17 protein-coding genes are annotated in these 13,947 nt (G+C 68.3%); 2 read left to right on the top strand and 15 right to left on the bottom strand.

Annotation, left to right across the window (positions count from 1 at the left end):
• Position 1 precedes the first annotated feature (1 nt).
• The 12 genes from pdhA to lipA all read right to left on the bottom strand — a co-directional run bounded on the left by pdhA (position 2) and on the right by lipA (position 9,382).
• A complete protein-coding gene (gene pdhA / locus ACSQ1L_RS01950; RefSeq protein ID WP_435991421.1) occupies positions 2-1,030 on the bottom strand; it encodes a pyruvate dehydrogenase (acetyl-transferring) E1 component subunit alpha in 1,029 nt (342 codons plus the stop codon).
• Between the two features lie 125 nt (positions 1,031-1,155).
• Complete coding sequence (locus ACSQ1L_RS01955; protein ID WP_435991422.1) at positions 1,156-1,485, bottom strand: FtsB family cell division protein; 330 nt, start codon at positions 1,483-1,485, stop codon at positions 1,156-1,158.
• 197 nt (positions 1,486-1,682) lie between these two features.
• Complete coding sequence (eno, locus tag ACSQ1L_RS01960; RefSeq protein WP_435991424.1) at positions 1,683-2,960, bottom strand: phosphopyruvate hydratase; 1,278 nt, start codon at positions 2,958-2,960, stop codon at positions 1,683-1,685.
• Positions 2,961-3,056: 96 nt separating this feature from the next.
• Positions 3,057-4,388 carry an MFS transporter gene (locus ACSQ1L_RS01965; protein WP_435991426.1) on the bottom strand — a complete coding sequence of 444 codons (1,332 nt, stop codon included), beginning with the start codon at positions 4,386-4,388 and terminating at the stop codon, positions 3,057-3,059.
• A gap of 20 nt (positions 4,389-4,408) precedes the next feature.
• Entirely contained in the window at positions 4,409-5,020 is a 612-nt protein-coding gene (locus tag ACSQ1L_RS01970; RefSeq protein ID WP_435991428.1) for a hypothetical protein, read from the bottom strand.
• 112 nt (positions 5,021-5,132) lie between these two features.
• On the bottom strand, positions 5,133-5,315 hold the full coding sequence (gene rpmF / locus ACSQ1L_RS01975) for a 50S ribosomal protein L32 (protein WP_123286562.1): 183 nt from the start codon (positions 5,313-5,315) through the stop codon (positions 5,133-5,135).
• A gap of 112 nt (positions 5,316-5,427) precedes the next feature.
• Positions 5,428-5,943 carry a GNAT family N-acetyltransferase gene (locus tag ACSQ1L_RS01980; protein WP_435991430.1) on the bottom strand — a complete coding sequence of 172 codons (516 nt, stop codon included), beginning with the start codon at positions 5,941-5,943 and terminating at the stop codon, positions 5,428-5,430.
• A 31-nt stretch (positions 5,944-5,974) separates the two neighbouring features.
• On the bottom strand, positions 5,975-6,502 hold the full coding sequence (locus ACSQ1L_RS01985) for a GNAT family N-acetyltransferase (protein WP_435991432.1): 528 nt from the start codon (positions 6,500-6,502) through the stop codon (positions 5,975-5,977).
• Positions 6,495-7,607 carry an NAD(P)/FAD-dependent oxidoreductase gene (locus ACSQ1L_RS01990; protein WP_435991434.1) on the bottom strand — a complete coding sequence of 371 codons (1,113 nt, stop codon included), beginning with the start codon at positions 7,605-7,607 and terminating at the stop codon, positions 6,495-6,497. The genes ACSQ1L_RS01985 and ACSQ1L_RS01990 overlap by 8 nt, the downstream gene beginning before the upstream one ends.
• Entirely contained in the window at positions 7,604-8,059 is a 456-nt protein-coding gene (locus tag ACSQ1L_RS01995; protein ID WP_435991436.1) for a type II toxin-antitoxin system RatA family toxin, read from the bottom strand. The genes ACSQ1L_RS01990 and ACSQ1L_RS01995 overlap by 4 nt, the downstream gene beginning before the upstream one ends.
• A gap of 7 nt (positions 8,060-8,066) precedes the next feature.
• The gene (locus tag ACSQ1L_RS02000; RefSeq protein WP_435991438.1) at positions 8,067-8,423 is read right to left on the bottom strand and encodes a hypothetical protein; all 357 of its coding nucleotides are present in this window, start codon (positions 8,421-8,423) and stop codon (positions 8,067-8,069) included.
• Positions 8,420-9,382, bottom strand: coding sequence for a lipoyl synthase (lipA, locus tag ACSQ1L_RS02005; protein ID WP_435991440.1), 963 nt, complete (start codon positions 9,380-9,382; stop codon positions 8,420-8,422). The genes ACSQ1L_RS02000 and lipA overlap by 4 nt, the downstream gene beginning before the upstream one ends.
• A 165-nt stretch (positions 9,383-9,547) precedes the next feature.
• Between lipA and ACSQ1L_RS02010 the strand changes: the two genes are divergently transcribed.
• Together ACSQ1L_RS02010 and ACSQ1L_RS02015 are read left to right on the top strand one after the other, a co-directional pair.
• Positions 9,548-11,101 (top strand): AMP-binding protein, encoded by a 1,554-nt coding sequence (locus tag ACSQ1L_RS02010; protein WP_435991442.1) that lies wholly within the window; start codon positions 9,548-9,550, stop codon positions 11,099-11,101.
• 102 nt (positions 11,102-11,203) lie between these two features.
• The gene (locus ACSQ1L_RS02015; RefSeq protein WP_435991443.1) at positions 11,204-11,611 is read left to right on the top strand and encodes a DoxX family protein; all 408 of its coding nucleotides are present in this window, start codon (positions 11,204-11,206) and stop codon (positions 11,609-11,611) included.
• On the opposite strand, the gene ygiD is transcribed toward ACSQ1L_RS02015, so the two are convergent.
• From ygiD to ACSQ1L_RS02030, 3 genes are all read right to left on the bottom strand, one after another.
• Positions 11,608-12,378 carry a 4,5-DOPA dioxygenase extradiol gene (ygiD, locus tag ACSQ1L_RS02020; RefSeq protein WP_435991445.1) on the bottom strand — a complete coding sequence of 257 codons (771 nt, stop codon included), beginning with the start codon at positions 12,376-12,378 and terminating at the stop codon, positions 11,608-11,610. The genes ACSQ1L_RS02015 and ygiD overlap by 4 nt on opposite strands.
• Before the next feature lie 71 nt (positions 12,379-12,449).
• On the bottom strand, positions 12,450-12,917 hold the full coding sequence (locus tag ACSQ1L_RS02025) for a hypothetical protein (RefSeq protein ID WP_435991447.1): 468 nt from the start codon (positions 12,915-12,917) through the stop codon (positions 12,450-12,452).
• The gene (locus tag ACSQ1L_RS02030; RefSeq protein WP_435991449.1) at positions 12,914-13,825 is read right to left on the bottom strand and encodes a D-alanyl-D-alanine carboxypeptidase family protein; all 912 of its coding nucleotides are present in this window, start codon (positions 13,823-13,825) and stop codon (positions 12,914-12,916) included. The genes ACSQ1L_RS02025 and ACSQ1L_RS02030 overlap by 4 nt, the downstream gene beginning before the upstream one ends.
• Between the last annotated feature and the right edge of the window lie 122 nt (positions 13,826-13,947).

The raw sequence follows: 13,947 nt of genomic DNA on the forward strand, positions 1-13,947 counted from the left end.
GTCAGGCCTCCACGTAGACGTCGGTGTAGAGCTCGGACGGGTCCGGCTCCGGGCTTTCCTGGGCGAACTGGACGGCCTCAGCGACGATGGTCTTCACCTCGTTGTCGATGGCCTTGAGCTCGTCCTCGGTCGCCTTGGCGGCGGCCAGCAGGGTCTTGATATGGTCGATCGGGTCGCGCGTCTTCTTGACCTCGTCGACCTCCTCCTTGGTGCGGTACTTGGCCGGATCGCTCATGGAGTGGCCACGATAGCGGTAGGTCTTCACCTCGAGGATGAAGGGGCCGCCCCCTTCCCTCGCCCGCTTCACGGCGCGCGCCACGGCGTCGCGCACGGCCAGCACGTCCATGCCGTCGACCTGTTCGCCGGGGATGCCGAAGCTGGCGCCGCGCTGGCTCAGGTCGGTCGTGGACGACGAGCGCTCGATGCTCGTGCCCATGGCGTACTGGTTGTTCTCGATGATGTAGATGGCCGGCAGCTTCCACAGCTGGGCCATGTTGAAGCTCTCGTAGACCTGGCCCTGGTTGGCCGCACCATCGCCGAAATAGACGAACGCGACCGAGTCATCGCCGCGATATTTGCCGGCGAAGGCCAGGCCGGTGCCGAGCGCGACCTGCGCCCCGACGATGCCGTGGCCGCCGTAGAAGCCGGTGGCGGTGTCGAACATGTGCATCGACCCGCCCTTGCCCTTGGACGAGCCGCCGATGCGGCCGGTCAGCTCGGCCATGACCTCTTTCGGGTCCATGCCGGCGGCCAGCATGTGGCCGTGGTCTCGGTAGCCGGTGATGATCTTGTCGTGGCCTTGTTTGACGCTCTCCTGAACGCCCACGGCCACGGCTTCCTGGCCGATGTACAGGTGGCAGAAGCCGCCGATCAGGCCCATGCCGTACAGCTGGCCTGCGCGCTCCTCGAAACGGCGGATCAGCACCATCTCGCGATAGAAGCGCAGCAGGTCCTCCTTCGAGGCCTGGGGCGTATTGGGCAACTTTGTCGCCTTGCTGGAATCAGCTTTGGCGGCGGGGGCTTTCGCCATCCGTCATCTCCCGGCTGGGCCCTCGCCAAATGGCAGGATGCAGGGCCTCTTGTCGTTACGGAAAGGGGCTTTAGCAGCCTTCGTTCCCGAAAGGCAAAGCGGGCCGGCCAAGCTGTAACGAAAGTTCACGCCGTGGGCGTTTCGGTCGCATCCGAAGCGGGCGACGAGACCCGGATGACGTAGTCGCGCGGGTCGGCGAAACCGAGCACGGCCCGGGCGCGCTCCTCCAGCAGATCGCGTGACAGGCTGTCGGCTTGCAGGTAGCGGGCCCGAATCTCGAGATCGCGACGCTGCTCGAGAATGCCGGCCAGTTGGGCCTCGCGTTGCGTCAGCATGGCGTCGCGCGCGCCGCCGCTCAGCAGCCCCCGCTCGCCGGTCAGGGCCTGAACGCCCAGGTAGGCGATCAGCAACAGCAACATCGCCGAGGGAAAATAGGGCTTCAGCCGTTCGGGCACCGACGGACGCTCCTTCCGAGCGTGGAATCGTAATCAATGAATCCTGACCGAAAATGCCTAACGAACCGTAGCTTGACTGTAGTTTCTCAGATGACCGCAATTGCCGCGAACGCGGCAGTCCGGCGCCGGTCTTGAACCGCAATTAAGTCCGGCTACCGAACCGCGGAGCCGGCCGACCCCGCCATTCGTGCATGCGCCTATTTCAGCAGCATGCCGTCGCCGTAGTAGGCGCCCTGATCGCCCAGCATCTCCTCGATGCGGAGCAGCTGGTTGTATTTCGCCGTCCGGTCCGAACGGGCCAGCGAGCCGGTCTTGATCTGCCCGCAGTTGGTGGCCACCGCCAGGTCGGCGATCGTCGAGTCCTCGGTTTCGCCTGAACGGTGGCTCATCACGGCGGTGTAGCCGGCCCGATGCGCCATATCCACGGCGTCCAGAGTCTCGGACAAGGTGCCGATCTGGTTGACCTTCACGAGGATGGAGTTGGCCAGGCCCTCGCCGATGCCGGCGGCCAGGCGGGCCGGGTTGGTGACGAACAGGTCGTCGCCGACGATCTGGATGCGGTCGCCCAGCCGGTCGGTCAGCAGCTTCCAGCCGTCGAAATCGTCCTCGGCGCAGCCGTCCTCGATCGACACGATCGGGAAGCGCTCGCACAGGTCGGCGAGGTAGCCGACCATGGCGTCGGCCTCGAACGTCTTGCCCTCCCCCGCCATGACGTATTTGCCGTCCTTGAAGAACTCGGTGGCGGCGACGTCGAGGCCGAGGTGGAAGTCCTCGCCGGCCAGATAACCCGCCGCCTGCCCCGCCTTGGTGATGAAGCTCAGCGCCTCCTCGGCCGAGGCCAGGTTGGGGGCGAAGCCGCCCTCGTCGCCGACATTGGTGTTGTGGCCGGCGTCCTTCAGCTGCTTGCGCAGGGCGTGGAAGATTTCCGACCCCATGCGCAGGGCTTCGGAGAAGCTTTCGGCGCCGGTCGGCAGGATCATGAACTCCTGGATGTCGATCGGATTGTCGGCGTGGGCGCCGCCGTTGATGATGTTCATCATCGGCGTCGGCAGGATGCGGGCCGAGACGCCGCCGAGGTAGCGGTGCAGCGGCAGGCCCGACGAGATCGCGCTGGCCTTGGCGCAGGCCAGGCTGACGCCGAGGATGGCGTTGGCGCCGAGGCGGGCCTTGTTGGGCGTGCCGTCCAGCGAGATCAGGGCCTCGTCGATGCGGCGCTGGTCCTCGGCGTCCATGCCGCTGAGGGCGTCGAAGATCTCGCCATTGACCGCGTCCACGGCCTTGCCGACGCCCTTGCCGCCCCACAGGTCCTTGTCGCCGTCACGAAGTTCGACCGCCTCGTGCGCGCCGGTCGAGGCGCCCGAGGGCACGGCGGCGCGGCCGAAGCTGCCGTCGTCCAGGATCACGTCGACCTCGACCGTCGGATTGCCGCGGCTGTCGAGGATCTGGCGGGCGACGATGTCGGCGATGTCGGTCATGGGACAGCTCTGTCAGGGGAAGGGATCGGAAGCCGGGGTTTAGCCCGCGGCGCCAGACCCTAGCAAGGAAAGGCGTCACCGGGCCGGGTCCGCTCGCTACCCCGAGCCCGGCGCCGGGGTCGCCGCGAGCCCGCGGGCGTAGGCGGCCGACAGCTGGCGGTAATATTTCGAGTTGAAGGCGAGAATCGTCATCGCCACCCCGAGAACACCCGCCAGGGTGAAGACCAGGGCGATGCCGCGCTCCGGGCCGCGGCCGAACCAGTCACCGATCGCGTCTGCGCCGGCCCCGGTCGTCATCAACGGGATGAAGAAGAACTGGGTCAGGGGGCCGATCAGAAATGCCGTCAGCGGCGAGGCGGCCATCTCCACCGACTGGGCGAAGCCGAACACCCTCCCCTGCCGCTCGTAGGGAACGACCTTCTGAAGCGTGGTGTGCTCCGCCGCCTCCGCATAGGGGCCGAGGAACAACCAGATGAAACAGCCCGCCGCCAGCAGCGGGATCGACGACTGAACGGTGAAGACGGCGGCCACCGACCAGACAATCAGGTTGACGATCATCAGCGTGCGCAGCGGCTTCGGCCCGAGACCGGTCCGGGCGATGACGATGCCGCTCAGGATGAAGGCGCACGAGACGAAGGCCCACAGCAGGCCCCACGCCTGCACCGGCATCAGCGACAGGCCGTAGGCGTCCAGCAGGGCCATGAAGACGCCGCCGAGGAAGTTGTTGAAGCTGGCGAACAGGATCAGGGCGAACAGGCCGGGCACGGCCCCGACCACGCGGACGGTCCCGGCGATATCGACGCGCCGGGGCTCGGCCGGCTTGCCGGGAACGACCTCCGCTCGCGGCTCATCCACTCGCACGAACCGGAGGTGCAGGAAGGCCGCCAAGGTGAGGATCAGGGCGAAGATCAGGGTGTAGCGCATCCCGCCCCAGGCCACGAGAAAGCCGCTGACCGCCGAGGTGGCCAGGAAGCCGATCCCGGTCACCATGCCCACCAGCCCGTTGGCCCTGTCGCGCCGGTCTTCGGGAATCAGCAGCGTCACCAGCGTCGGCAGGGCGATGCTGCGCACATTGCCGGCGATGACTCCGGACATCACCAAGCCGATGAACAGCCACAATGGCGCGCCTGATACGTCGGAGAGCGCCCCCTCCGGGACCAGCTCGTGGGCCGCGAGCGACAGACCGTAGAGCGCGAAGGAGGCCATGCTCGAGCCGAGCATGACCCGCTTCTTGCGGTGATGGTCGACCAGGCTGCCGAGCCAGAATCCCAGCCCCGCCGTCAGCACGAGGTAGAAGCCGGCGATCATCCCGGTGGCGAACACCGACCGGGTCTCCAGGAAGACCCAGAAGGTCACGGCGAACCACACCGTGAAATTGGTGATATTGGCGACCAGGTTGTTCGCCAGCAGATGGCGGAAGGTTCTCATCCGGCGACGGGTCTTCGCCCTCAGGCGCAGCCTTCGACGTACTGGATGCTGGGCCCGCCGCCGGCGATCGACTGGACCCGGCCGTCCGGTCCGATCTCGTATTTCAGGCCTCGCGCGGCGGGGCTCTGGTGATCGGCCGTCGACCAGACGGTGACGTACTCGGAGGGGGCCTCCGCGTATTTGTGGGGCATGACCTCGGCGGCGGCGGCGTAGACCCGCTTCACCTCGGCCGCCGTGTCGCCGACGTTCAGCGCCCGGTCGGTCTCGACGGCGGCGTTCCGGCTCACCCAGACGCTGGCCAGGGCGCCGTCCACGACCATGACCAGCAGGCCTTCGGGCGCGCGCGCCGGGCGGAACATGTCGCAGCGCTCAGGCTCGGGCCCGCCCACGGCGTCCGGATTGGCGTCGGGACCCATCGCCGCCTCGATCTCGGCCAGGGTCATGCCGATGCGCAGGGGGCCGTAGCCCTGGGCCGTCAGCTTGTTCGCGGCGGAGACCGGCGTTCCCGACGCATCGGGCGTAGCGGGGGCCGAAGCGGGCTCGGTCGGCCGGGCCGGCGCTTCAGGTTCAGCGGGCGGCGCCCCGCAGGCGGCGAGCGACAGGGCGGCGACGGAAGCGACGAGGCGGCTCATGGGACCTCTCCAGCATGGGTTGCCCGGACAGAACGCACGAAAACGGCGCGCGAGGCTACTCGCGCGCCGTGAAAAGCTTCCTCGGGCCGTCGGCCCGGACCGGTCGAAAGACCTAGTCTTCCTTGGGCGTCAGGACCTGGCGGCCGCGGTAGGTGCCGGTCTTCAGGTCGATGTGGTGCGAGCGGCGCAGCTCGCCCGTGTCCTTGTCCTCGACGTGCGGGTTGGAGCCCAGCGAGTCGTGGGCGCGGCGCATGTTGCGACGCGAGGGCGATACTTTGCGCTTCGGAACGGCCATGTCCGTCTCAATCTTCTAGGGTCGGGCGCTGGGAAAGCGCGAAAACAACTGCGGCGGCCCCCGGAAGAGCCGCCACGTGAGCGCGGGCTTATGCCTGAACCCGCCGGGGAGTTCAAGTCTGGAGACGCGCGCTCCAGTCGGCCCGGGAAAGTCCGTAGTAGAAGCTGTTCTTCCACTCCCCGCCGATGTTCCAGGTTCGCTCGGCGAAGCCGGTCCTCACGAAGCCGAGCCGCTCCAGCAGGCGAATCGACGCGGCGTTGTCGGGATCGACGTCGGCGGTCAGCGGATCGATGTCTCCGCCCGCAAAGACGTGGTCGATGGCCGCCGCCACCGCCTCGCTGGCCAGCCCCTGCCCCCAATGGTCCGGATGCAGGATGTAGCCGACCTCGGGCAGTTTCCAGAAACCGGCCTTGCCGATCACCACGCCGTCGCGCTCGATGACGAAGTCCGGGTGGTCGGGGCCGTTGGCGATCATGCTGTCCAGCCAGGCGGCGGTCTGCTCAAGGCTGTCGTGCGGCGGCGTGGACCACCAGCGGGTGGCGCGCGGATCCGACAGGACGGCGTGCATCGCCTCCAGATCGTCCGGGCGGGCCGAACGCAGCGTCAATCGGGCGGTGACGATCTCCATCTCCGGCCAGTGCAGCCGGATGCCGGAATGGTCAAGCCAGCGCCCGCTCCATGACCACGAAATGGAGGTCGTCCCTCAGCGGTATCCCGAACCGCGGCTCGTCGTAGGGGAAGGGCAGCGTCTCGTCGGTCAGGCCGTAGCCGAGCCGTCGGTACCAGCCGATCAACTCGTCCCGCTGCGGAAACACCGAAATGCGCACCCGGCGCGCGCCGAACCGCTCGGCCATGGCGGCGTGGGCGGCCTCGACCAGGCGCCGGCCCAGACCACCGCCCTGCAGGGTCGGGCTGACCGACAGCATGCCGAAATAGCCCGTTCCCTCGCCCCGGTCCGCGATCAGGACGCAGCCGACCAATTCGTCGCCGCGCCACGCCGTCAGCATGGTTTGCGCCGGATCGGCCAGGAGGGTGGCCAGATCTTCGGGGTCGGTGCGTTGGCCGTCCAGAAGGTCGGCCTCGGTTGTCCAGCCGGCCCGCGAGGCCTCGCCGCGATAGGCGCTCTCGATCAGGCGATGCAGGGCCGGAATGTCGGCCGAGGTCGCGTCCCGGAGGATCTCAGTCATGGTGCAGGATTTCGGCGACAGCTTCGCCGATGGCGAGCGAACTGGTCAGGCCCGGGCTTTCGATGCCGAACAGGGCGACGAGGCCGTCGATCCCATGATCGTCGCGGCCGCGAAGCTGGAAATCCGGCTGCGGCTCGCCCGGCCCATGCAGCTTGGGGCGGATGCCGGCGTAGTCGGGCGTCAGCGCCCCCTCCGGCAGGCCCGGCCAGAAGCGGCGGATATAGCCTTCGAACTCCACCGCCTTGCCCGGGTCGACCGAATAGTCCTCGGTCTCGACATAGGCGAGGTCCGGCCCGAACACCGCCTGTCCGCCGAGGTCCTTGCGATAGTGGGTGCCCAGGGCGCCGGGGATCGGCGGCGGGTAGATCAGCCGCTCGAACGGCGCCTTGCCGCTCAGCCGGAAATAGACGCCCTTCCCCAGATGGGAGGCTGGGATGCGCTCGGCCGCATAGCCGTCGATCCGTGCGGCGACGCCCTGCGCGGCGAGCCCCGGCGCGGTGACCAGCAATCTCGTCGTCAGGGTCGCCCCGCCCTCCCCGCCTGCGGTGACAGTGAACCCGCCGCCGGCCAGCGGCTCCGCCCGCTCGAACGGCGTCGAGACCACGACCGAACCGCCGGCCTCCTCGATGTCCCCCTGCAGGGCCAGCATGTAGCCGTGGCTGTCGAACACGCCGCTCTCCGGCGACAGGATGGCGGCGTGGGCGTTCAGTCCGGGCTCCAGCGCCCGCGCCTGTTCGCCGGTCAGGTGCTCCAGCCCCTCGACCCCGTTGGCCGTCGCCTGCCGGAAGATGGCCTCGATGCGCGGGACCTCGGCCTCGTCCGTGGCCACAACCAGCTTGCCGCATTTGCGGTAGTCGATCTTGTGGCTGTCGAGGAAGGCGTAGAGCCGCCGCCGGCCCTCGACGCAGAGCCGCGCCTTCAGCGAGCCGGTCGGATAGTAGAGCCCGCCGTGGATCACCTCGCTGTTCCGCGAGGACACGCCCTGACCGATGTGAGGCTCCTTCTCGAGCACCAGCACCGACAGGCCCCGCTTCGCCAGCGCCCGGCCGCAGGCCAGCCCCACCGCCCCGGCGCCGACCACCACGGCGTCGAAGTCGAAACTCACGCCGTGGGACCGTACAGATGCGCCGCCCGGGCCTCGAAACAGCGCATCAGAGCCCCGACCGCCCGGTCGAAATTGGCTTGCAGCATCATGTCCAGAACCCGCGACTTGAAGGCGAAGTCGATGAAGAACTCGACCCGGGTGCCTTCCGGATGCGGGAAGAATTCCCAGCGGTTCTTCAGATGGTGGAACGGCCCGCGCAGCAGCCCGACCTCGACCTTGGGCGCATTGCGGTCATGCCGCACCCAGGTCGAGAACCGCTCCTTGAGGAACGAGAAGCCGACCCCGGCCTCGGCGTCGACGAGGGTCACGCCGGGCGCTTCCTCGCGCTCGCCCCAGGCCCGCATCGATGACACCCAGGGCACGAACTCCGGATAGGCGCGCACGTCGGCGACCAGCGCCGCCAGCTGCTCCGGCTTGTAGGGCAGGATTTTGGTCACGCGGTGGACGGCCAAAGGGGGCTCAGAGAAATGGTGAAACGATTGTGGCGCCGGCCAGCAGGGCGACCGGGATAAACTGGACGCCCGCCAACCGCCTTGCCAGACGCGGCTGCCCTCCCAACGCCGCCGCGATAGACGCCATGAGCGCCATCGCGATGAGGATGAGAAGTCCCCAATACGGCAACCCGGCCGCCGCCGCAGCTTCCGGTGTTGGCAAGGCCTGCCCGTCCGGCACGGCGTGGTGTGCGGGAACAGAACTCCAACTCGCCATGAAAAACAGCGCCAGTCCGTTCAGCAGGGCCAGTGGCAGCGAGAGCGGGAACACCAAACCGCTCAAGGTGAACCTGGACCGCGGCGGAGCCGTCACGGCCACGATCACCGCCGGTTCTGCCCCTCGCGGGCCGCCTTCAGACGGGCGAAGTCCTCACCCGCATGGTGCGACGAGCGGGTCAGCGGGCTGGACGACACCATCAGGAAGCCCTTGGCGCGGGCGATCGCCTCATAGGCCTTGAACTCTTCCGGCGTCACGAACCGCTCGATCGCCGCGTGCTTGCGGGTCGGCTGCAGATACTGGCCGATGGTGATGAAGTCGACGCCGGCCGAGCGCATGTCGTCCATCACCTGCATGACCTCTTCGCGGGTTTCGCCCAGGCCGACCATGATGCCGGACTTGGTGAACTGGTTGGGATCGCGTTCCTTGACCATCTGCAGCAGGCGCAGGCTGTGGAAGTAGCGGGCCCCGGGCCGGATCTTCAGATACAGCCGCGGCACGGTCTCGAGGTTGTGGTTGAACACGTCCGGCGTGGCGTCGATCATCACCTCGGCCGCCCCGTCCTTGCGCAGGAAGTCGGGCGTCAGGATCTCGATGGTGGTGTTCGGCGCCTGCAGGCGGATCTGGCGCACCACCTCGGCGAAATGGGCGGCGCCGCCGTCGGACACGTCGTCCCGGTCCACGCTGGTGATGACGACGTGGTTCAGACCCAGCTGCGCCACCGCCAGCCCGACCTTCACCGGCTCTTCCGGGTCCAGCGGCTGCGGCAGGCCGGTCTTGACGTTGCAGAAGGCGCAGGCCCGCGTGCAGGTGTCGCCCATGATCATCAGGGTGGCGTGCTTCTGGCTCCAGCACTCGCCGATGTTCGGGCAGGCGGCCTCCTCGCAGACGGTGTGGAGACCCTTCTCCTTCACGATGGCGCGGGTGGCGTTGTACTGGCCCGACCCCGGCGCCTTGACGCGCAGCCAGTCGGGCTTCTTCAGCACCGCCGTCTCGGGCCGGTTCTGCTTTTCGGGGTGACGCAGTTCAGCCGGCGTCTTTGTCAGGGTGTCAATCAGCGTGACCAAGGCGTCGCGGGCTCCGGGCGTGGCGAAACCGCTATGTCGTCCTTCCGCAAGGCGAAGGCAAGGCGGGGACGAAGCTCACGCAAGGTAACGTATCTTTTCAACGCCCCCGCCGCGCACTAGTTTGCCGCCGGACAAGGCGCGGCCAACGCGCCACGGAGGCTGTCTTTGCGCGTACCCCTGGACCCCAAGGCCGTCGAAGAGACGATCTTCGACGCCCTGATCGCGGCCCGCGACACCTACGGCGACAAGGAGATCCTGGAGGACCAGGATCGCAAGCCCCTCACCTACACCGGCCTGATCCGCGCCGCCTTTGTGCTGGGCCGCAAGATCGCCGCCATGACCGAACCGTCTGAACGGGTCGCCATCCTGCTGCCGTCCAGCATGGGGGTGGTGGTCACCTTCTACGGCCTGCACGCCCACGGCCGCGTGCCGGTGATGCTCAACTTCACCTCGGGCGAACGCAATGTGAAGGCCGCCATCAAGGCCGCCGGCGTCGGCAAGGTGCTGACCGCGAAACGCTTCATCCAGCAGGCGAAGCTCGAGGAGCTGATCGGTCATATCGAGACGGTCGCCGAAGTGGTCTGGCTGGACGACGTGCGCGCCTCGATCGGCCTGCCCGACAAGCTGTACGGCCTGATGGCCGGCCTGATGCCGAAGCGGTTCCGGGTGAAGACCGAGCCCTCGTCGCCGGGCGTGGTGTTGTTCACCTCGGGCAGTTTCGGTGCGCCCAAGGGCGTGGTCCTGAGCCAGTGGAACCTGGTGGCGAACTGCCGGCAGGTGGCGCAGCACATCGCGCTGGACCCGGACTGGGTCATGTTCAACCCGCTGCCGACCTTCCACTGCTTCGGCCTGACCGGCGGGGTGCTGCTGCCGCTGCTGCAGGGATTGAAGGCGTTCCAGTATCCGTCGCCGCTGCACGCCAAACAGATCGTCGAACTGCTGCCGCAGGTGAAGGCGTCGATCCTGTTCGCCACCGACACCTTCCTGAACCAGTACGCCCGCGTCGCCGGAGCGAACGATTTCTCGACCCTGAAGTTCGTGGTGGCGGGAGCCGAGAGGGTTCGCGACGAGACGCACCACCTGTTCAACACCCGCTTCCACGGCCTCAAGCTGCTCGAAGGCTACGGGGCCACCGAGGCGGCGCCGGTCGTCGCCGTCAATCATCCCGACCGCAACCGACCCGGCACCGTCGGCCAGATCCTGCCCGGCATCGACTGGCGGCTGGACCCTGTCGAGGGCATCGACGAGGGCGGCCGGCTGTACCTGCGCGGCCCCAATGTGATGAAGGGCTACCTGTCGCCCGACGATCCGCTCAAGATCGAGCCCCTGCCGGGCGGCTGGCACGACACCGGCGACATCGTCTCGATCGACGACGAGGGCTATGTCTGCATCCTCGGGCGGGCCAAGCGGTTCGCCAAGATCGGCGGCGAGATGGTCTCCCTGACCGCCGTGGAGGGTCTGGCCAGCGCCGTCTGGCCCGAGGCCCGCCACGCGGTGGTCTCGATCCCGGACAGCCGCAAGGGCGAGAAGCTGGTGCTGGTCACCGACCGCAAGGACGCCGACGTGTCCCGGCTCGCCGAATGGGCCCGCAGCCACGGCGCGCCGGAACTGGCGGTTCCCAAGAAGATCATGCGCGTCGGCGAGGTGCCCGTGCTCGGCACCGGCAAGACCGACTATGTCGCCATCCAGCAGATGGCCGAGCTCGACAAGGCGGCCTGAAGCGTCCGCTTGCGGACACGGAACGACGGTCTACTCTCCTCCCCGGGGTTGCACTGTGGCCGAGTCGCGGTGACCGGTCGGTGCGGCTGGACGGAGGACTGCATGTTGAACTCTTCGGCTCTCTCGGCCTGGGCGCCGCGCGCCCTGAGCATTTTGCGCATCGTTGCGGGTCTGTTGCTGCTGCAACATGGGGCCCAGAAGCTCCTCGGCTTTCCGCCCGGCGGGCAAGGTGGCGGCCTCGACCTGTCGACCCTGGCCGGCTGGTCCGGCCCGATCGAACTGGTCGGCGGCATTCTGATCATCCTCGGCCTGTTCACCCGGCCGGCGGCCTTCGTCCTGGCCGGCTTCACGGCCGTGGCCTACTGGATGGTCCATGCGGGCCAGAGCCCCTACCCCATCAACAACGGCGGCGAGCTGGCGGTGCTGTACTGCTTCGTCTTCCTGTACCTGGTCTTCGCCGGTCCGGGCGCCTGGGCGCTGGACAACATGATCGGCCGCCGTCGCGCCTAGCCGATCCGCACGCCCGTCATCGAGATCGATCCGCCCTCGATGACGTCGTTGAAGAAGCTGACGTCGTCGCCCTCCATCCGTTGGGCGGCGACGTACAGCAGCGGCAGGAAATGCTCGTCGGTCGGCACGCTCATCTGCGCGTCCTCGGCCAGCCCGACCCAGTCGACCAGGGCCGCGTCGTCGCCGCGCACCAGCGCCGCCTTGACCGCCTCGTTGAACCGGGTCGCCCAGCCATAGGGTTCGCCACCCGACCGCTTCCAGGTCCGCAGGTTGTGCACGAAATCGCCCGAGCCGGCGATCACCACGCCTTCGTCCCGCAGCGGCGCCAGCCGTCGCGCGAGATCGAAATGTCCCCGGGCGTCCAGCTGGCGGTCCAGCGACAACTGCACCACCGGCACGTCGGCCTCGGGCCAGACGTGGGCCAGCACCGACCAGGTCCCGTGGTCCAGCCCCCATTGCGTCGTCTGTACGGCCCCGGTCAGGTCGGACACGCGCGCCGCCAGCTCGGGCGAGCCCGGCGCGGGATACTGCATCGCATGCAGTTCGTCCGGGAAGCCGCCGAAATCGTGGATAGTTTCGGGATTGGCCTGCGCGGTGACGGCGAGCCCGCCGGTTTCCCAGTGGGCTGAGATCATCACCACGCCCCTGGGCTTGCCGATCTCCTGGCCCAGCTGGCCCCAGGCGTCCGCATACCGGCCGCCGAGGGCGTTCATCGGCGAGCCGTGGCCAAAGAAGACAGCGGGTTGACGATCAGGGGTTCGGGACATGGTTCTCATCTATTAGCAACAATGACTGTAGCTGAAGTGGGGATCGTTTCACCCTGTGGCAAGCCCGGGAGTCAGCGCTTGATCCTCGGGCCAAACGGACAGACGCGGTCGTAGAAGTCGGCCGGAGCCGGGACCGCGCCGCCGCGGACCAACCGGAACCGGTGTTCGACCACCATGGCCTGTTGCTCGATGTTCAGCCCGCCCCAGCTGCAGTCCATGCCCGTCGGGTATTCGTATGAAGCCGGCCGGTCGCCCGCCCTGAGCTTGCCGGTCAGCAGGTTGACGCCCTGCTGGGCTTGCCAGATGTGGGTCAATTCGTGGATCAGCACGGCCTGGAGCCGCAGCGGCGCGGCGGCGATGTCGGGCGGCAGGGTCCGGTGGGGCCAGACGATCCAGTCCCGCCCGAACCAGCGGCCCGGGACGAAAGCGCGGACGAGCGGCCAGGGCGCGCCCAGAATCCGCACGGTGTCGTAGCGCAGGTGCTCGCCGAACGCTTCACGGGCGAGTTTGGTCTCCCCCGTCGTCAGCGGCCGGATCACGGGCCCGCCGCCGTCGCCGCATAGCCGCCTGTCGGGCTGACCCATTCCCAGTGCCACGGCTCATAGACATAGGGCACGAAGCCGAACCGCCCGGCGTTGCGCACCAGCCAGCGATAGGTCGCGCTTCGGGTCATGTGCAGCCGGCTGGCCGGAGAGGTGTTGTCGACGCCAAGGTCGGCCATCTGGCCAACATACAGGTCCACGGCGGTCCCGGTCCGGTGCGGCGAACAGACGGCGCGGCGCAGGCCGTCGCAATTGCCCTGGGCGGCGCAGCGCGCGGCGTCCGCCTCCGGATCGCGAAAGCCCGAGAATATCTGCAGCAGCTCCGGGTTCGCCGCCACCTCCGGGACCTCGGCGCGGGCCGCCGCGACCAGGCGCCGGTAGGCGTCCAGCACGTCCCGGCGCAGCAGCCGGGTCAGCCGGTCGGCGTGTTCCTCCGACTCGACCAGATAGCCCAGCTGGTACAACGGCGGCGGCTCGGGGCACGGTTCATTGCGCACCCGGGCCATGATGAAGGGCCGGCGCTCCTGCCAGACGCCGCGGAACACCTGGAAGGTCGCCTGGTCGAACCAGCCGGTCGCGGGCAGGCCGTGGGCCGCCTGGAACACGGCCAGGGCGCGGGCGAAGCGGGGAGAATTGGGCGGGCAACCGGTCCCCAGCTCCTGCTGGATCAGCGGCAGATAGGTCTCCCACCCCCATTCGGTGGCGCTGAACGGGGCCCATTCCAGCGAATAGTGGGAGATGGCGTTGGCCAGCGCCGGCGCGCCCCATTCGATCTGGTCCGCGTCGCAGACCTCGGCCCCGGAAGCCTCGGATCGGGCCTGTGCATGCGCCCCGCCCGTCGCCGCCAAGGCTGCGAACAGGATCGGCAGGGCGCCCAGCATGGACAGGATCACGCGCTTCGACATGGCCTGATGGTGACCCCAGCCCTGTGTCCACGGCAAGGCCCTTCGCGTCTGGGGCTCCGCGGGTTCGGGACCGCTCGCGCGGAACGCTCAAAGTCGGCATGGTGACGCTGCGGGCGACTCAT

The sequence above is a fragment of the Brevundimonas sp. LjRoot202 genome (assembly GCF_964253355.1).
GTDB lineage: Bacteria > Pseudomonadota > Alphaproteobacteria > Caulobacterales > Caulobacteraceae > Brevundimonas.